The organism is Rhodococcus sp. NPDC049939, assembly GCF_040656415.1.
Taxonomy (GTDB): domain Bacteria; phylum Actinomycetota; class Actinomycetes; order Mycobacteriales; family Mycobacteriaceae; genus Rhodococcus_F.
Genome location: NZ_JBFAMC010000004.1, coordinates 302,548 through 319,604 on the forward strand (window position 1 = coordinate 302,548; position 17,057 = coordinate 319,604).

A 17,057-nucleotide genomic window follows, 5' to 3' on the forward strand; every position below is an offset into this window, starting at 1 on the left:
CACGGTAACGGCGATCACCGTTACCGTGGCTGAGGACGGCGCGTGTTCAGACGGGGTGTCCGGCCGCAATCGGTCCGGTCAGCCGGTTGACCGCACTCAGCAGATCCCACGACGTGCCCGGTTCCACCGCCACGTTCGTATCGCCCCACACGAGGTAGCGGCCGTCATCCTCGATATCACGCCACGCGAGTCCGCCTACAGGTTTCGGGCGGTGACGGGTACCGCGGGTCACCGTCACAATGCCCTGACCAGTCGCCGGCCTGCTGAGGATTCGGGTTGCCAGTCGGGCGTGTCCGGTGGTCGCATCCTCATGACGCGCGAACACGATGCCCTGGGCAGAGCCTGCTTCTACGTCGGGGAGTTGCGCGATCAGCTGTCTGGCGACGTCGTACGGTTCGCAACTCCGGATCACGACCGCCGAGTCCGGGTTCTGCACTGCTGCGACCCCGTGACCGCGGGCGACGGCGCCCATCATGCGAATCGGAGCCTGGCCGTCCGTGCCTCGTGAACCAGAGATCTCGATACGTACGTCGGGTACGGCGAGTACCAGCAGTGCCGAGTCCAGAAGATCGTGCCGAGGCCCGGAGAAGTCGGCGCGGATGCGGTGCTGCTCGGCTTCGTATTCGGCGGCAGTGTGCAGTGTGCTGGTGACTCGAAACGGATACGGAATCCGGTCTTGGCCGGTCCGCGCCCACAGTGCCGAGAACTGCGGCCCCGTCAATCCCCAGTGGCCCATATCTATTTGCCGATCACCGAGGGCGCGACCAGAGGGAGTCTTCCGACCAGTTCGCTGCCCTCGTCGATATCTTCGAGGAAGGTCGGGGGTTCTTCTTCGGCGTCGTCGCCATCAACGTGGTCCTTCGGCGGGGGCGGACTCGCAGGTGGGGATCGGTGGGATGCGACGACGTGCTGCGCGTACTTCGCTATACCGCCGCCAACAGCTCCGGCAAGGGCAGCGTTCGCAATCGAATCCGGCGCCGAGGAACGTATGCCCTCGTCCGGGCTCTCACGACGAGGACCGTCGTCGTGTCCGCGCTCACTGGATGATTCCCGGCTCTCCTCGTTCCCGGCCAATTGTCGGTCATCGGGAACGCCGAAGGTTCCGTTCGGGCCGACATCGAAACCCACTGGCTGAGGGGCCGCAGCGGCGTTCGTCGCGGCGGCGTCGAGGCCGCGGTCGGCATTATTGGGGAATGTGGATTGCAACACTGGTAGGTGCTCGCTCGCCCCTTGGTACGCCGGTGTGTACAGCGTTTCCATGGCGGCCTTCGCATTCTGCTCGGCGGCGTCAGCATCGGCTTCACCAGTCCAGTTCCAGGGCAGAACCCGGGTCCAGTCCGTGGTGTGGTCGATCGGTGGAACAACCGCACCGCGTACCGCCTCGGCGCCGGACATCGCATGGCGCAGAGCGCCCCCGACATCGGAGAACTGATCGCCGACCTGCCGGGCTCGAGAGGTGTACTCGTCTATTGCAGACCCCACTGCAGCAGCGGTCGTTCCGCGCCACCCGTCGTCGATCGCGGATCGGATCTCATCGTGAAAGGTAGTGATCGATTCCTGGAAACGGTGTCCGATGTGGTCCCACCTCGCCGCTACCGTTTCGGATTCCGCAGGCGCCAAGGAGTCGACCGCGCTCTTGATCGCGCGATGGTCCCAATCGCTCGATTGGAAGTTCTCCCGGTTCATCCCCAACCCCCCGTACTCGGACGCTCATGGTCGCGGGTTGAATCCTAGAACCCAGCGGAGTCACAGGTTGCAGGCCGGTCTGTACGAGGATCGGCATCGCCGGTGCCGCGCTCAGGTGAGCGCACGGCGCTGCTCGCGTCGACTAGTTGTCCTGCTCCGCGACTCATGACCCGTGTTTCTCACCAGCCCCTAGTTCTTCTAACCAGCCCTGTCTTCGGAAGGCTTGCTACCGTGTCCTCGCTCTCGCCCGCAGCGTCCGAGGCGCTGCGCGGATCCCCCAGTCGACCGCCTGCACTCGCTATTTTTGCCGCGGCGTTCGCGTTCCTCGCCACGATGATGGGAACGACGCTTCCGACCCCGCTCTATTCGATCTACGCGCACGAGATGTCTTTCAGCGCGCTGACGGTGACGATCTTGTTCGCCGTGTATGCGGTCGGAGTCGTTGTTGCGCTGGTCATGTTCGGCCGACTGTCCGACTTCGTTGGCCGTCGGCCCGTACTGATGGTCGCGGTCGCGCTGGCGGTGCTCAGCGCAGCACTGTTCCTGATCTTGTCGACGCTGCCGATCTTCGTCCTGGCGCGTGTGATCTCCGGTCTGTCCGCGGGGCTCATGATCGGTGCCGGGACCGCCGCGATAATCGACTTGTTCCCACCCGCGCAGAAGGCAGTGGGCGGAATGCTGGCGGTTGCAGTCAATGCCGGTGGCCTAGGTCTGGGAACGTTGACCGCGGGGGTGCTCGCGGACGTGACATCGAGTCCGTTGATGATTCCCTATCTGTTGAACCTCGTGCTCGCGCTATTGGCTCTCGTGGGGTTGTGGATTTTCGTGCCCGCTCCTCAAACCCCTCCGGCGTGGCGGATCCGCCCGATTCGTTTGCAGGTTCCATCGGCGATTCGCGGTGCCTTCGTCTTGGCAGTCCTCGCGGCCGGAGCCGCGTTCTCGGTGTCAGGAGTGCTCACCGCCGTATCGGCCCTGTTCGTGGCCGAGTTCCTGGGATTGATGAGCCACACGCTGCCCGGTCTGCTGGTGGGCCTGGCGTTTCTCTTCATGGCCATCGGTCAGCTGGTAGCGCGCCGGATTCCGGCCGCGAGCGCGCTTCTGGTCGGGTGTATCGGACTGATGATTTCCGCGGCTCTGCTCGCACTCGCGCTGGTGGAAACGGCGTTCGCGCCAATGCTGGCTTCTTCGGTGGTACTCGGCCTCGCTGGCGGGTTGTGCTTCAACGCAGCAGTTGCGACAACCGTCGAGCAGGTCGAACAGGACCTGCGTGGGGGCGTGTCGTCTGCGCTGTTCGCCGGGATCTACGTGATGCTGGCTGTTCCCGCCATCGGCGTCGGCGTTCTGACCGATTTCACCGACCTGCGAGTCGCGGGCGTCGTATTCACCGGACTCGTCGAGTTGCTCATAGTTGCAGTCGTGATCGCACAGTTGGTTGGAAGACGGGCCAAATGAGGCGATTCAGCTCGTCGGCCGCGTAGTCAGAGGCGGAATGGTGATCACCGGACGCGTTGTGGTGATTGCGGGCGTGCTGGTTCCGGTGGTGACCGGAAGCTCGGTGGCGACGGGGGGTGTCGACCTGAGTGTGTGCGGAGGAGTGTTGGTGCTCGAGACAGGTTTCCTGGTGCTCGGGATCGCCCGCTCGGTTTCGAGGTCCGCCATCCGCCAGGTGGGGGTCGGTGGGATGACCACCTGCGATGTGGTTGTTTCCGAGGTGTGTGAGACGGCGGACTGAAGGCCCTTCGAGGTGATCGGTGGTGGCAAGACCGGCGGGCCGGGGCTGCCGAATGCACCCCCCGCGACGCCGATCGTCAGCCCGAACACTGTCGAGAAGGTGGCAACCGCGAGCGCTCCGATCGCTATGGTCCTGTCGTTCATCGGATACCGCCCGAGAACCCCTTGGATGTAGCCGTGCGGAGGGAAGGGTGCTCAGACGTTGCGTTTGTACTAGACATGCTCTTCGACCTCCCCCGAAGTTGCGCCGCAAGGCGTGACGACGAATCCCCCGGCTTCCACCGTGGAAACCGTCGAGTGGCGAGTGGTCGCTCGCCCCCTGAGTGCATCAACCATAAGGGTCGCGGGACTCGGGTGCTGTATGTCTCTTCCCGGTGTGTTGGCCCGGGGGGCGCTCGCTCGCCGTCGGTCGAGGAGCTTTGCCCTGTTTGCACTCGAAACCAGTTCCGGGCATTGCGCACTCAGCGCCAACGCCGTTCCCACCATGGAGACACCCAGCACGGCCACCGCCGGAGGCCGATTCACCGACAACTCCGGCCTCGATGTCAGCCCGCTCCGCCCAGTACGGGAGGGTGAGCTGAAGTCGGCCTTCCGGGTGTGTCGGTGGCCTTGCGGATGAACTCGCAGATCTCGCGGATGGCGCGGGTGCCTTCGGGAAGTAATCCCGCAGCTGCCTGGAAGACGTGCACCTGCCGTTCCCACACCTGAAGCTCGCACGGAACGCCCGCAAGGGAAAGCCGCTCCGACATCAGTTCCGCGTCGACGTAGACCATTTCCTGAGAGCCGGTCTGGATGAGCGCGGGCGGCATCGGTGCGAGGAGGCCGTCCACAGGCGAGGAGGAAGGGCCGTGCCCTCCTCTGGTGTCGGCCCGTTCGATCAGTGTCGTCAGTGCTCCGACAGCGCGCCGGGGGAAGACGGCACACAGGTCGGCGTTGGGGTGGGCCAGTTTGTGGGCAGGATCGAGATCGGTCAATGGAGACAGCGCGACATTTGCGGCGGGACGGGGCAGGCCCTGATGCACGGCTTCGAGGGTCACCATGAAGGTGAGGAAGCCGCCCGCCGAGTCCCCGGCGATGACGATGCGATCAGCGGTGTACCCCTGCGACAGCAGCCATTTGTAGCCGTCTACACCGTCTTCGACCGCTGCGCGGATCGGGTTCTGTGGGATCATGCGATACGCAACATTCAGCGTCGACGCTTGCGATGCCGCCGCGATGCGGGACACCATCTGCCGATGGGAGTTGATTCCACAGCATAGGAACGCGCCGCCGTGGAGGTAGAGGATGGCCCGGTCGGCCACCTCTCCGGGTGGTCGGATCCACTCGGCGTGGCAGTGCGGCAGCCGGATCGGCCTGCGCTGGGTTCCGCGAACCGGGCCGAGTGAGTACCCGAACAGGTCGACGACTCCCGTGGGCCACGGCAAATCCGGGTAACGCGCCCACTTGTCGAGGAACGGCCTGATCGTGCGACGGAGTGTGTGTGCGAGGGCCCGCGACTGCGGGCTCGCTCCGGCGAACTCCCGCCGGGTCACTGGAACCGGTGCCAGGCAGAAGTCGTGAGTTGCAGTGCACATTTCGTGCCCTCCTTCCGACCTCGCCACCCATGGCGTCTAAAGCGCCGGTACTCATCTCTTGGTGCCTTGTCTATGAATATCGGAGTTGAGTCGCACGGGCGTTACACCCGATGTAGCATCCCGACAAAAGTCGCAAAGGGTTGATGACGAAGGCGGGGGTGAACGTCCAGGTGGGACTCATGCCGGTTACCGATTCGATATTTCTTCTCGGCGAATCGCGGGAGCATCCTATGCATGTCGGATCGCTCGAATTGTTCACTCCGCCCGAGGATGCCGACCCCGACTATGTGAAGACGATGTACGAGACGATGCTGTCGTACACAGACGTCGACCCCATGTTCCGGAAGATGCCGGCGAGCCCGGTCGGGAGTCTCGGAAACCTCTGGTGGGCGGCCGAGTCGGAAGTGGACCTCGAGTACCACGTGCGGCATTCGGCGCTCCCGTCCCCGTACCGGGTTCGGGAGTTGCTGACCCTTGCATCGCGACTTCATGGCACCCTGCTCGACCGGCACCGCCCGCTGTGGGAGATGCATCTGATCGAAGGTCTCGAGGACGGCCGGTTCGCCGTCTTCACCAAGTTCCACCACTCGCTGATGGACGGGGTATCCGGATTGCGACTGCTGATGCGGACGCTCTCGGACGATCCGGGCGTGCGCAATGCTCCGCCGCCGTGGAACCTGCCGGTCTCGTCGCGCAACGGCGGCGTTCCCGACTCCCAGTCGGTGTGGGACGAGATCCGTCGAACGGTTGGTGACGTGGCCGGTCTTGCACCTGCCGCGGTCCGAATCGCACGCACCGCGATGCGCCGGCACGACATGCGGTTTCCTTACGAGGCGCCGCGGACCATCCTCAATGTCCCGATCGGCGGAGCACGCCGGTTCGCTGCGCAATCCTGGCCACTCGAGCGGATCGACGCAGTGCGGAGGGCTGCCGGGGCGAGCATCAATGATGTGGTGATGGCCATGTGCGCGGGCGCACTCCGGGGCTACCTCGACGAGCAGAATGCCCTGCCGGATGAACCTCTGATCGGGATGGTCCCGGTGTCGTTGCACGAGGAGCACGATTCCGATGCCGGCGGCAACGCAATCGGTGCGACGTTGTGCAATTTGGCAACCGACGTCGACGATCCGGCCGAACGACTATCTGCGATCTGCGCATCGATGGCCCAGGGAAAGGAACTGTTCGGCAGCCTTACTCCGCTGCAGGCGATGGCCTGGTCGGCAGTCAACGTATCGGCGATAGCCTTGTCTCCGGTGCCAGGTTTCGTCCAGTTCACTCCACCGCCGTTCAACGTGATCATCTCCAACGTCCCTGGGCCGAGAAAGACGATGTACTGGAACGGTTCCAGGCTGGACGGCATCTATCCCGCCTCGGTGGTACTCGATGGGCAGGCGCTGAACATCACTCTCACCAGCAACGGTGACAACCTCGACTTCGGTATCGTCGGGTGCCGCCGCTCGGTGCCGAGCCTTCAGAGAATCCTGCATCATCTCGAAGTGGCATTGGCTGAGCTCGAGGAGTCGTTGCTCGTACCCGTCGGAGCGTAGTTCAGGGCCTGCCCGACTCCTGCTCTGCCAGGGCACGTCTCGACTCCTCGTGGAGGACCTCCAGAAGGTCGTGTTCGATGTCCACGAATTCGGGCGCGGTCATCACGGACAGCTCGCGGGGACGGGGCAGATCGATCTTTACCTCGCGCCGGACGGTAGCGGGCCGCGCCGAGAGCACGACCACTCGGTCCGACAGGTAGACGGCCTCGCGGATGTCGTGGGTGATCATCAGGACGGTCCACCTGTAGCGCTGCCACACCTGTTGCAGCCATGTTTGCATCTCGGTGCGCGTCAATGAGTCCAGGGCGCCGAAGGGTTCGTCGAGAAGTAGCACCGGGCGCTCCTGAACCACGGTCCGCAGCATCGCGGCGCGCTGCCGCATCCCGCCGGACAGTTGCCTCGGTCGGGCGTCCTCGAACCCGCTGAGACCGAACACGGGGAACAGTTCCTGGGCCTTGTCGCGCGCGCGGTTTCGGGGTACACCCTGAACCTCGAGGCCGAGGGTCGTGTTGTCGAGGACGGTTCGCCACGGGAACAGCAGGTCCTTCTGCGGCATATACGCGCATTTTGCCGCACCGCTGCCCGCAGGGCGCACAACTTCGCCGCCGATCGTGACGGTGCCGGAATCCGGTTGGTCGAGACCTGCGAGCATGGAGAAGGCCGTGCTCTTCCCGCACCCACTGGGGCCGATCACCGACACGAACTCACCACGTTCGACTGTGAGGCAGATGTTGTCGAGGACAGGTCTGGCTCCACCGCGGACGGGGAAGGCCTTGGTGAGGCCGACCAGTTCGACGCGGGCATCGTCGGTCAAAGCGACCCTCTCCGTCTTCTGATCCGTCATTGGTGACGGCTCCGTTCCTCGCTGATCCAGGGTGCGACGGCGCGCTCGACAACGAAGGTGAGCAAGTAGAGGCAGACACTGATGACGGCGGTAACGAGAACTGCGGCCAGCACGAGATCGGTTCGGAACGAGTTCTTCTGCGTCGCCATGTAGATGCCGAGACCGGACGTGGCACCGACGTATTCGGAGAATACGGCGCCTACGACCGCATAGGTGATCCCGATCCGTAGCGCGGTGAAGAAGCGCGGAATCGCCGACGGCAGCCGCACGTAGCGGAACTCTTGCCAACGGGATGCCCCCATACTGCGCAGCAGGGCACTGGCTTCTCTGTCCGCGGCGGCGAATCCCTCGATCAAACCGATTGTCATCGGGAAGAACGTCGCGAGGGCGATCACGAGGATCTTCGGCAGTAGACCGAATCCGAACCAGATGATCATCAGCGGTGCGATCGCGATGATCGGCAGCGTCTGGGACACCACGAAGAGGGGCACGAACGCGCGCCGCAGCCACGGTGAGAAGTCGACGAGCACAGCGAGCGCCCAAGCGCACAGCAGGGAAACCGCGAAGCCGATGATTGTCACCTGCAACGTCGACGCGGCGTGGGTTGCAATCGCATCGCGTGCCCGCCAGCCTTGCTGTACGACGCGCAGAGGTGACGGCAGTACTTGAGGTCGGATACCGCTGACCATGACGTACAGCTGCCATGCGCCGACGAACAGGGCCACGACCACGACCGCAGGCAGCCCCCGGCGCAGAAGCGAGGGGGTGCCTGGGGTCGCCGTGCCGTGGCCCTTTTCGGGACGCGCGCGAGAACCAGTCTGTGGACCCTTGTCAGGGCTCAGCGAGGTACTCATTGGTGAAGTACGTCGACCAGTCGGGTTCAGTGGTCAGTGGCGTCCCGTCGGGACCTGTGAGCAGGCCGTTCTGGAACAGGAAGCCGGAGTATCCCGACCATTTCTCGGCCGTCTGAGTTCCGACTCTCCCAGAACTGTCCTTCATGTACTCGCGGGACAGCATTTCCTGACTCTCCACCACCAGCGGCTCGTCCGTGAAGGCGCCCGGGTTGGCTTCGATCAGCATCTGTGCGGCACGGGCCGGGTGATCGGCGGCGTACTGGTACCCGCGCTGCAGAGCCTGAACGAACTGGCGGGCCTGATCGGGATGATCGGCCATCCATTGTTCGTTGCCCTCGATGACGAGGGCGTAGGCATCGGGGAAACCGTAGTCCGTGTAATGGAAGTACTGCATCGGAGTTCCCCGGTGCTCGGCTTCGATGCCTTCCCACGCGAAGAAGGACACGGTGAAATCGGCGTCACCTGAATAGACTGCCTCGTAAGCGGACGTGCCGAGGGTGACGGTAGTGAATTCCCCAGTGCCCCCGTCGTTACGGATGATCTGCCGCAACGTCGCCTCGCCGTCCGGATCTGCGAAACCGGCGTAGATCTTGCCGTCCAGATCCCGGGGACGGGTGATGTCGGTGCGGTCCGCCTTCACCGCGATTCCGGTTGCCCAGTGCTGTAGTGGAGCGAGCACCGACTTTATCTGTGCACCCGAGGCCCGCGAGAACGTGAACGAACTCTGGAAACTCACCCCGAACTCGGCGTTCCCCGAGTCGACGAGGGTGTCCGGCGAGGTGTCGTTGTACGGCAGAACCTGTACGTCGAGTCCAGCGTCCTGGAAATAGCCCTCTTGGAGGGCGACGAACAGGCCGGTGTGGTTGGTATTCGGCGTCCAGTCGAGCGCGAACCGGATGGTATTGCCCGACTGCGTGTTACTCGCGCAACCGGTGAGGAACGCGAGTGCAGACACGAGGACGACGGCTACCGCCGCGGTGCGTTTGCGCGCCGAAAGCACCGTGCCCATGGAGAACTTCTTGCCAGAAAACAGTGTCACGATGCGGGCCATTCCTGCTTGTTCACGACGGTATCCCAGAACATGAGCTCGTACCGGCTGGCGATCACGAACGCATCCACCATCGCTTCTCGTTGAGGGCCGGTTGCGGTGGCCGCCGCGGCGTCCACCATCTCTCGTGCGGTAGCGACGGCGGCCTGGAATTCCTCGGCGTCGTAAGTGGTCACCCACTGTGCATAGGGATGAGACGGATCAGCCGACAGCACTTCTCGTGCACTTCTTGCGAGCCGTCGTCCTACGTCGGCGTAGATCCAGAAGCACGGCAGCATTGCAGCGGCGGCCACAGGATACGGCTCGGTGGCGGCGACCGCGGTCAGGTACGAGACATACCCGAGGCATGCCTGCGAATGCTGCGGTTGAGTGTCGGACTCGGGCAGTTGACCGCTGGTCAGCAGGTTCTTGTGGAGCGAGGCTTCCACGGTTGCGGCCGTGGCCGCGGAGCCGGCCCAGAAGCCGGCCGTGTCCGGGTCCGGAGCGTGGGCTGCCACCAACGAAAGAGCTTTCGCGTACCCCGTGAGATATAGAAAGTCCTGTTCTATGTAGGTGCGAAATGCGTCCAACGGCAGGGTTCCGTCGCCGAGCCGGCGCAGAAACTCGAGTTCGTCGATCGCATCGCGCAGCACCTTGATCCGGTCCCACAAGTGGTCGGTGAATCGGGTGTGCTCGCCAGCGGCGGCAACATGGGCAGAGTCGGTCACGATGTTGACATCCCTTCGTCAGCATTACCTGAGCAGGTTTCCGGGTGTGTTCTCAGCCCCGCCCGTGCGGAGCACCCCGTGTCAGAACAAGCCGACCCTAGCACTGGGCAGGGTGCAAGCGGAAAAAGCCCTCACTGCGCGGACGTGCGGCAACGATGCTCTCGACCGCAAAGTTAGGCCCTGGCTACCGGATCAGACGAGCTCCGCGTAGCTCGGATTCTCGGAGATGTACTTGGCGACATACCAGCATGAGGGCACCACTGAGAACCCGAGGGCTTTCGTGTCGTCAAGGGCGGCCTTCACAACCTCGGCGGCAAGACCTTGCCCACGGAACTGCGGGTACGTGACGGTGTGGTTGAAGTCGCGGACGCGGCCACGCTCGGCGTAGTCGGCGTAGCCCGCCAGCTGGCCGTCGACGAAGATCTCGAACCGAGACTCCGCTACGTGATGCTCCACCGTCGTCGCCACCGGACCGCTCCTTACTTTCGTTGCCTGTATGCGGTATCGCGCCGCACGCCGTCACCCGTAGATTACCTGTCTGCTCGACAAGGGATCATTGTCTCGAGGTTGGAGCCACCAGCAGTACGTCTCACCACTCTTTCGATCATTTATCGAGGCAAGGCTGTTTTCTAAATTTCCAGATCACTGAACGCAATTGCTGCATCGACAAACGCCTCCATCGGGGGGTGGAGGGATCCAACACCAGCCGACGGATGATTCATGTGCTTGTGGGCAAGTCCGGAATTGATTGATGGCCGAATATTCTTTTCGACGATCTTCAGTATGTCGAAACCCATCGGTGAGCCACGCCCATCCAATGAAGGGACTCTGAAAGCATCACTTTCCGCTTGGGCGATGCCATACATTTGTAACGTGATGTTTCTCGCATCCTGACTTGAACCAGATATCGATTTAACGGTACCTCCAAGGCCCAGAGTCTCGGTAATAGCACTGTCACCCATATCGCGATTGACGTCCGATGGCGACAGCCCTGGCATCAACTGGCCGTGACCAACTTCTGCGAGCCCGGTGAACCACTGATCTCCCAAGCCCGAAACTTTGATGCCGAACTCGGTACCGTTGCGTGCCATTGTAGTCACGATGCTGCTGTGTTCGACGCTGCTGCCCGCGGTAGCGATCGCTTTACAGGTCGCCATAATGGGGTTCAGGGCGAACAAACTATCGTTGTAGATCAAGTTCACAATACTTGTCAGCGTTTCTTGATTTCCGCATGCCTTGATCAATCCAGGCATCAACTCTCTCAAGAAAAGAGGAGTTGCAGCATCCATGGTGACGTGGCAATCGTCTCCCATCAGCAAGCTTCTACCGATGATGGGGAGGAGATCGATATGTCCGACTTCCTCGATAGCCTGGCCAAGCGCGGGAGCCAGCGTGTTCTCTATCCAGTGAAGATGATCGACAGCGGGTTTCTCGAAGACGCCGAATCGAACCGAGCTTCCAAGATAATCACCCAGATCATCGCTGATATTTGAATACGTTCTTCGCCCTGACGATTGGTCTTCAACGATATAGACCGACATGGAATGCGTAATGATTCCAGCCATCGGCCCTACCGCGCCATGATCGTGGCAGGGCTCCAAATCCACTTCCCCGTCCTTCATCATCTCGGCGGCTTCTTCTTTGTTTTTTGCCATCCCTTCGAACAGCAAACCGCCGATAATCGCACCCTTCAACGGGCCAGATGCGTTATTCCATGTAATTGGAGGTCCCGCATGGAGGATCAAGTTGTCGCGCATTCCCGGTATGTGCTCTTCGGCCTTACCGATTCCGATCAGAGTGGGATTGGCCTGCTTCATACGTTTGATGGTCTCGGCATTGGCTTGGTGCGTGGCTTCCCTGCGTTTCGGGTGATCATGAACCTTCTGGAGAATTTCATCAATGCTTGGCTTGACAAAATCTTGAGAGTTCACGGTCGCTCCTCGTATGTCTACGGGTGACATCCTTACCCATCTAGAACGCCGCATTCCGGTAGCCGGCGAAGATGGTCCTTTGGCTAGCCGGGTTCGGCTCGTCAGCAGCTCAGGGGTTTTGATCTCCTACTTGATTCTGCCCATCGACGTCAGGGTCGGCGCCCGTTTTCGCGATCTCAGCGGCCGATGCAACTCCTTCAGCGGGAGTCAACCACCTCGTCTCTATCCAGCCGAGGGCGAGCACCAGCCAAACCGCAAACACGAATGGGGCTGACGCCGCCGGGACACTCAGGCTGGTGAACGCCGGCATGATGATCGTGGCGACGAGAGCAGCCAATATGGCCAACCTGAGCTGACTTCCACAAAGTACATACACACCAACTGCCGCCAGTACCCCGTTGAATCCATAAAGGCCGAGGTCGACGCTCGTCGGGTCGACATCCCGGTAGTAGTACGAGACCGTGGTGCCGATGCTTGCCCCGACCAAGGCAACCACTGCGTGCCGCCAGTTGCTCAACAGGACGCCGACGAGAAACAGCAAACCCGACCAGATGTTCGGGGAAAGTACTGCTTCGCCCAAGCTGGACAACACCGCGACGACGGGAGTGAACACCGTCGACTGGGAATCGTCGAAAGTGACCGGTTCGAGAAACTCGAGATACGGCGTGAGGGCGGAGAGCGTCCACAGGATGATCAAGAACGGCAATACCAGGATTGGAAACGGGAAGATCCTGACGAAGAGGTGCACCATCACGACCGCGATCGCGATGCAAATGAGCAGCACGACCCACATCCCGAGATTCGTCCAGTCGGTTCGGAAGAATGTGGGCAGCGCGAGTGCGATCAGGCAAGGATTGAGGCCCGCGAACCCGGCCGCGAGAGCGTCACCCCTTTCGCCCAGCAACATGCGCCCACCGGGAGCGATGATCGCGGCGATCAACAGGTAGGCGGCCGCAAGGGGCGATTCCACCAGGACTGCGGCCAAGAAGAACAGCGCAGTCAGCTCGTTTGTCTGGAAGCAAAGCTGCGAGCACCCGCGCAACACCAGGCGGTAGTAGGGAACTCGGCCGTTTTCGATCGGCGGGAGAATGAGATCAACGGGGCGTCTCATTGTCCGCATGCTAGCTGTGTCCGACTTGGGCGACCTTTGTTTTGCTCGATCCGACATCGGGTTCGCGATGAGTAGGCCATGCCGGGCCGGCGGGTCGTACGCCGGGGCCATTGGTGACCTTCGTTCTAAACTTGTTCGGCGGTGTAGATCTCGCGCATCTCAGCGAGCACCTCGTGACGGGCTGATTCCGCAGTGTGGCAAGAGCGTTGGCCTGCTGGTGCCGCCACGAGGGAACTGTTAAGCGACCCTCGGGAAGGTGCGCATACGTACCGCCCCCGAGATATTTCCCCGTTCTGGTCATCGCTCTGGTAACTATTACAGGACCGCTCCGGGGTTGAGGATCCCCAACGGGTCGAGCGCATTCTTGACCCGCTGTGTCAATTCCATGACGTCCGGACCAACCTGATCGGGCAGCCAGGGCTTCTTCAGCCGTCCGACGCCGTGCTCGCCCGTGATCGTGCCGCCGAGCGAGATCGCGAGGTCCATGATCTCGGCGAATACGAGATGGGCACGTTCGGTCATCTGAGCATCGTCGGGATCGAAGACGATCAGCGGGTGGGTGTTTCCGTCGCCGGCGTGTGCAATCACGGCGACCATCACGTCACGCTCGCGAGAGATGGCGGCGATTCCCTCAACCAAATCGGGCAATTTCGGGAGTGGGACGCCGACGTCCTCGAGGAGTAGGCTGCCCAGCTTCTCTACAGCAGGGATCGCATATCTTCTTGCTGCAGCGAAGGCTTCGCCCTCATCGGGATCGTCGGTGGTGAAGACCTCGGAGGCCCCGTTGGTCTCACATGCCTCGGCCATGACGGAAATCTCTTCGGCCGCAATTGCTCCGGGTGCATCCGATCGTGCGATGATCATCGCCTCGACACTGCGGTCGAGGCCCATCCGAAGGGCATCCTCGACGGCGCCGATCGATGCGCGGTCCATGAACTCGAGCATCGAGGGTCGCAGCGTACGCGTAATCGCCAGAACCGCATCTGCGGCGGACTGGACAGAGGAGAACGACGCAACGAGAGTGCTTGACGGCGGCTGGGCGGGAATCAGCCTCAGCGTCGCCTCGGTGACGATGCCGAGGGTTCCTTCGCTGCCGATGAACAGTTTGGTCAGCGACAGGCCGGCTACATCCTTGAGCCGCGGGCCACCGAGTCGCACGGCCGTTCCGTCTGCGAGGACGACCCGCAGCGCGAGTACGTAGTCGGTGGTGACGCCGTACTTGACGCAACACAGCCCGCCGGCATTGGTTGCGACGTTGCCGCCGATCGAGCACATTTCGAACGAGGACGGATCCGGCGGATACCAGAGTCCGTGCTCTGCCGCCGCAGCCTTGACCTCCGCGTTGAGTAGGCCCGGTTCGACGACAGCGATGCGAGTGGCTGGGTCAACTTCTATCCGGCGCATGCGCTCGGTGCTGATCACGATGCTGCCCGCAACGGCCGACGCACCGCCGCTGAGCCCGGAACCCGCTCCACGGGGAATGACCGGAACCCGATGTTCGGTGGCCCACCGCATCACCGCCTGGACCTCTTCGGTGGTGGTTGGGCGAGCGACCGCAATGGGAGTTACCGCATCGGGGTCTCGTGCCCAGTCCTGACTGTACGACACCAGGAGATCCGGATCGGTAACCAGACAACCCTGAGGAAGGGTGGTGGCGAGTGCCGCGAGTGTGTCGTCGGTGACGGTCATCATGACTCCCCTGGATGGCGATACTGATGTATCCAAAAGGTAGCCCACAATCGGGTGCGTCCCCGAACAGGCCGAGCTACCGGTGAACGTGAGGTCGACTAACCTTAGAAAATCTCATGATGTGGGATCGGCAAGGTGCTTCATAGGACGATTGCCGACGGGCAATGCGCTCGGGGGATCGACGCAAAAGTGCAGGCAGCGGCGTCTGCTGAAACAGCGTGATGTGAGCTTTCAGTTGTAACACAAGTCACATCTGAAACTCTGTTACCGGATTGTATCGACGAGGCAACACGAGAACCCACTCTCGCGGGTTAGCGTCTTGGATCGTCAGACAGACATCGGCTATGAATACCCACCCGAACGGAGATTCCCACCAAAATCTATTGGTCAGTCATAGGTGGGCCCGGGTTTCGCCGTACCGCCCTGGAAGGACTGTGCCAATGAATACCGCCGACCGAGATCCCAACGGTTTCATCTCCGCGATGTTCTCATACGAGTTCTTGGATGATGGAGTCGATTACAGCTCCATCGAACAGATCCACCAAGGAGAGTTCGACGAGTGGATTTCGGCACTCGCCGGGTCGGGGTTGTTCACGAATAGTGAAATTCGGTCCATTCACCAGACCTGGCGCATGAATCCCAGGACTCTCTTCGACGCGCTGCTCGCCGATGCGGATGAAGTGACCGCCAGGCGATGCGAGGTCATATGGGCCGCGCTCGAAGAGGTCTCCCCGTCGGCAGCCGGCACGGGTATCAGCTGAAGGTAGCTCCGCCTCAGCACTCGCCATCGTCACACGAGTTCAGTTCGATCTCCGTTCACGATGATTGCCTGATCGTCCGTGAGTGTCCGGTATTCGATGCCTGCGCGCCTCAATGCGTCGACTGTGCGCCGAACTTCCGCTGCGTCCTCCAACGGCACGGAATCTTCGGCACCCGGACCCCCCGCCGGCGGATAGTGGGGGACGATCGAGAAGCTCAACACGCCCAGGCCGTCCCAGAGTGGGTCCATGCCACAGGTCGTGACGACTTCCGCTGGGTCATCGCAGCAATCGAGGCCGTGCAGCGTCGGGGCCATGACGCACGCACCCGCGCTGTACCCGGCGTACACCAGCGAGTCGTTCCGCAACAGATTCCGGATCACCTGGTCGGCACCACTCCTTGCCATCTGTGCGCGCAATACGAATGTGTTCCCGCCTCGCACCCACAGCATGTCGAACCCGCTCAGTCGCTCCTCGAGGGCATTGACATCCGGTTGCCCGTCGCTGTCGATGTAGTCACGCAGGTCCGCCTCTTCAACGGTGAAGCCCAGGCGCGTCAGCGGCATCACGTCGCTGACGACCGCAGATGCTCTTGCCACACGTGGCCAGGCATCCGCGGCGGCGGCAATCACACCGACGCGCCCGGTCTTGCCGACCAGCGACATCAAGGGTGCGGGGTCGGCACCGAAGCGGTATGACGAGAGGAACAGGCGCACAGCGGTCAGATCGTGAAGGCGAGGTTGTCGACGATCCTCTTTCCGGTGGTTGTGTCGCCGGTGAGCCTGATGTCGTCGGGGTGCTCCACCGCCGTGGTCCTGCCACCTGCCAGCCGTGTGAACAGTCGTGAATCAAGGGTGATCGTGGTGGTCGCCTCGGCAGGCAACTCGTCGACCACCCTCGCCCTGCCGTCGACGACGACGTGAATGTCTCGTGCGAGTGGTCCCGTCAGCTCCAGTGTGATCCTGGATCCGTCTGGCGCCTTGCCGCGTTTGCCGACCAGATACCCGACGGCATCGCCGATCTCCATGAACGCAATGTTTGCCCGGCGATCGCCCTCTTCGCCAGGTACTCCCAGCGCGTCGCGGATGTCGAGTTCATGCATCCAGCAGTCGAACACGCGGATGCGCATGAAGCGGAGGTAGGGCGCTGGACCGACCGGTGTGGTGGTTTCGGCAGCGAGCATCTCGTCCGTCATCCTGGCCAACTCCACCCGTCTGCGGGCGGTTATCTCACGGAACTTCTCGAGCATCTCCCAGCCCGCGCAGCCCCGCAGTCCTTCGACCCACTGTTCGTTGAAGGCGCCCATCTCGTTGCGGACGTGGCCGAGGCTACGGACGTCGATGCTCGTATGCGGCGCCGGAATCCCCTCGAGAAGAGATTCGGTGCCGATGAGATGTGCGACGACGTCGTGGACGGTCCATCCCGGCAGGGGTGTGGGTGTGAACCACGCGTCGCCGGTCAACGGCGACAGCACTTGATCGAGCGCCTCCCATCCTTCGAACAATGCTTCGAGGATCGGTTCCTTCTGCAAGGTGTTCACAGTGTGTGCCTCTCATTTTTTAGTCAACTGTAAGACC

General features: G+C 62.3%; 17 protein-coding genes and 1 riboswitch. Of the genes, 3 read left to right on the top strand and 14 right to left on the bottom strand.

The window, feature by feature from the left end; genetic code table 11:
- Window positions 1-46 precede the first annotated feature (46 nt).
- Both AB0I57_RS16350 and AB0I57_RS16355 read right to left on the bottom strand, forming a co-directional pair.
- Window positions 47-736 carry an ESX secretion-associated protein EspG gene (locus tag AB0I57_RS16350; protein ID WP_358337213.1) on the bottom strand — a complete coding sequence of 230 codons (690 nt, stop codon included), beginning with the start codon at window positions 734-736 and terminating at the stop codon, window positions 47-49.
- Window positions 737-738: 2 nt separating this feature from the next.
- On the bottom strand, window positions 739-1,686 hold the full coding sequence (locus AB0I57_RS16355) for a hypothetical protein (RefSeq protein WP_358337216.1): 948 nt from the start codon (window positions 1,684-1,686) through the stop codon (window positions 739-741).
- A 231-nt stretch (window positions 1,687-1,917) separates the two neighbouring features.
- Here AB0I57_RS16355 and AB0I57_RS16360 point away from each other — a divergent pair, with 231 nt between their 5' ends.
- On the top strand, window positions 1,918-3,138 hold the full coding sequence (locus AB0I57_RS16360) for an MFS transporter (protein ID WP_358337219.1): 1,221 nt from the start codon (window positions 1,918-1,920) through the stop codon (window positions 3,136-3,138).
- Between the two features lie 6 nt (window positions 3,139-3,144).
- On the opposite strand, the gene AB0I57_RS16365 is transcribed toward AB0I57_RS16360, so the two are convergent.
- Window positions 3,145-3,561 carry a hypothetical protein gene (locus tag AB0I57_RS16365; RefSeq protein ID WP_358337222.1) on the bottom strand — a complete coding sequence of 139 codons (417 nt, stop codon included), beginning with the start codon at window positions 3,559-3,561 and terminating at the stop codon, window positions 3,145-3,147.
- A gap of 401 nt (window positions 3,562-3,962) precedes the next feature.
- Window positions 3,963-4,991 (bottom strand): alpha/beta hydrolase, encoded by a 1,029-nt coding sequence (locus AB0I57_RS16370; protein WP_358337225.1) that lies wholly within the window; start codon window positions 4,989-4,991, stop codon window positions 3,963-3,965.
- Window positions 4,992-5,170: 179 nt separating this feature from the next.
- Here AB0I57_RS16370 and AB0I57_RS16375 point away from each other — a divergent pair, with 179 nt between their 5' ends.
- Window positions 5,171-6,538: a wax ester/triacylglycerol synthase family O-acyltransferase gene (locus AB0I57_RS16375; RefSeq protein ID WP_358337548.1), complete on the top strand. Its 1,368-nt coding sequence runs from the start codon at window positions 5,171-5,173 to the stop codon at window positions 6,536-6,538.
- A 1-nt stretch (window position 6,539) separates the two neighbouring features.
- Here the strand turns inward: AB0I57_RS16375 and AB0I57_RS16380 are convergent, their stop codons facing one another.
- From AB0I57_RS16380 to AB0I57_RS16415, 8 genes are all read right to left on the bottom strand, one after another.
- Window positions 6,540-7,352, bottom strand: coding sequence for an ABC transporter ATP-binding protein (locus tag AB0I57_RS16380; protein WP_358337551.1), 813 nt, complete (start codon window positions 7,350-7,352; stop codon window positions 6,540-6,542).
- Window positions 7,353-7,378: 26 nt separating this feature from the next.
- Window positions 7,379-8,236 (bottom strand): ABC transporter permease, encoded by an 858-nt coding sequence (locus tag AB0I57_RS16385; RefSeq protein ID WP_358337228.1) that lies wholly within the window; start codon window positions 8,234-8,236, stop codon window positions 7,379-7,381.
- Window positions 8,214-9,245 (bottom strand): ABC transporter substrate-binding protein, encoded by a 1,032-nt coding sequence (locus AB0I57_RS16390; RefSeq protein WP_358337554.1) that lies wholly within the window; start codon window positions 9,243-9,245, stop codon window positions 8,214-8,216. Before AB0I57_RS16390 ends, AB0I57_RS16385 begins: the two co-directional genes overlap by 23 nt.
- A 26-nt stretch (window positions 9,246-9,271) precedes the next feature.
- Complete coding sequence (locus AB0I57_RS16395; protein WP_358337231.1) at window positions 9,272-9,991, bottom strand: TenA family protein; 720 nt, start codon at window positions 9,989-9,991, stop codon at window positions 9,272-9,274.
- A riboswitch (TPP riboswitch) is annotated at window positions 9,985-10,080 on the bottom strand. It overlaps the preceding gene by 7 nt.
- A 103-nt stretch (window positions 10,081-10,183) precedes the next feature.
- Complete coding sequence (locus tag AB0I57_RS16400; RefSeq protein ID WP_358337234.1) at window positions 10,184-10,459, bottom strand: GNAT family N-acetyltransferase; 276 nt, start codon at window positions 10,457-10,459, stop codon at window positions 10,184-10,186.
- A 161-nt stretch (window positions 10,460-10,620) separates the two neighbouring features.
- Window positions 10,621-11,922, bottom strand: coding sequence for a DUF1116 domain-containing protein (locus AB0I57_RS16405; protein WP_358337237.1), 1,302 nt, complete (start codon window positions 11,920-11,922; stop codon window positions 10,621-10,623).
- A gap of 109 nt (window positions 11,923-12,031) precedes the next feature.
- On the bottom strand, window positions 12,032-13,033 hold the full coding sequence (locus tag AB0I57_RS16410) for an urea transporter (RefSeq protein WP_358337240.1): 1,002 nt from the start codon (window positions 13,031-13,033) through the stop codon (window positions 12,032-12,034).
- A gap of 315 nt (window positions 13,034-13,348) precedes the next feature.
- Window positions 13,349-14,722: an FAD-linked oxidase C-terminal domain-containing protein gene (locus tag AB0I57_RS16415; protein WP_358337243.1), complete on the bottom strand. Its 1,374-nt coding sequence runs from the start codon at window positions 14,720-14,722 to the stop codon at window positions 13,349-13,351.
- Window positions 14,723-15,162: 440 nt separating this feature from the next.
- Between AB0I57_RS16415 and AB0I57_RS16420 the strand changes: the two genes are divergently transcribed.
- The gene (locus AB0I57_RS16420; RefSeq protein ID WP_358337246.1) at window positions 15,163-15,483 is read left to right on the top strand and encodes a hypothetical protein; all 321 of its coding nucleotides are present in this window, start codon (window positions 15,163-15,165) and stop codon (window positions 15,481-15,483) included.
- 29 nt (window positions 15,484-15,512) lie between these two features.
- Here AB0I57_RS16420 and AB0I57_RS16425 read toward each other — a convergent pair whose 3' ends face one another.
- The gene (locus AB0I57_RS16425) at window positions 15,513-16,196 is read right to left on the bottom strand and encodes a Type 1 glutamine amidotransferase-like domain-containing protein (RefSeq protein ID WP_358337249.1); all 684 of its coding nucleotides are present in this window, start codon (window positions 16,194-16,196) and stop codon (window positions 15,513-15,515) included.
- 5 nt (window positions 16,197-16,201) lie between these two features.
- The gene (locus AB0I57_RS16430) at window positions 16,202-17,020 is read right to left on the bottom strand and encodes a maleylpyruvate isomerase family mycothiol-dependent enzyme (protein WP_358337252.1); all 819 of its coding nucleotides are present in this window, start codon (window positions 17,018-17,020) and stop codon (window positions 16,202-16,204) included.
- Between the last annotated feature and the right edge of the window lie 37 nt (window positions 17,021-17,057).

Bases quoted from the DNA above. Each gene is read 5' to 3' on its own strand.
- AB0I57_RS16355 (WP_358337216.1), bottom strand. From the start codon at position 1,686: ATGAACCGGGAGAACTTCCAATCGAGCGATTGGGACCATCGCGCGATC.
- AB0I57_RS16410 (WP_358337240.1), bottom strand. From the start codon at position 13,033: ATGAGACGCCCCGTTGATCTCATTCTCCCGCCGATCGAAAACGGCCGA.
- AB0I57_RS16365 (WP_358337222.1), bottom strand. From the start codon at position 3,561: ATGAACGACAGGACCATAGCGATCGGAGCGCTCGCGGTTGCCACCTTC.
- AB0I57_RS16385 (WP_358337228.1), bottom strand. From the start codon at position 8,236: ATGAGTACCTCGCTGAGCCCTGACAAGGGTCCACAGACTGGTTCTCGC.
- AB0I57_RS16350 (WP_358337213.1), bottom strand. From the start codon at position 736: ATGGGCCACTGGGGATTGACGGGGCCGCAGTTCTCGGCACTGTGGGCG.
- AB0I57_RS16390 (WP_358337554.1), bottom strand. From the start codon at position 9,245: ATGGGCACGGTGCTTTCGGCGCGCAAACGCACCGCGGCGGTAGCCGTC.
- AB0I57_RS16420 (WP_358337246.1), top strand. From the start codon at position 15,163: ATGAATACCGCCGACCGAGATCCCAACGGTTTCATCTCCGCGATGTTC.
- AB0I57_RS16415 (WP_358337243.1), bottom strand. From the start codon at position 14,722: ATGACCGTCACCGACGACACACTCGCGGCACTCGCCACCACCCTTCCT.
- AB0I57_RS16370 (WP_358337225.1), bottom strand. From the start codon at position 4,991: ATGTGCACTGCAACTCACGACTTCTGCCTGGCACCGGTTCCAGTGACC.
- AB0I57_RS16375 (WP_358337548.1), top strand. From the start codon at position 5,171: ATGCCGGTTACCGATTCGATATTTCTTCTCGGCGAATCGCGGGAGCAT.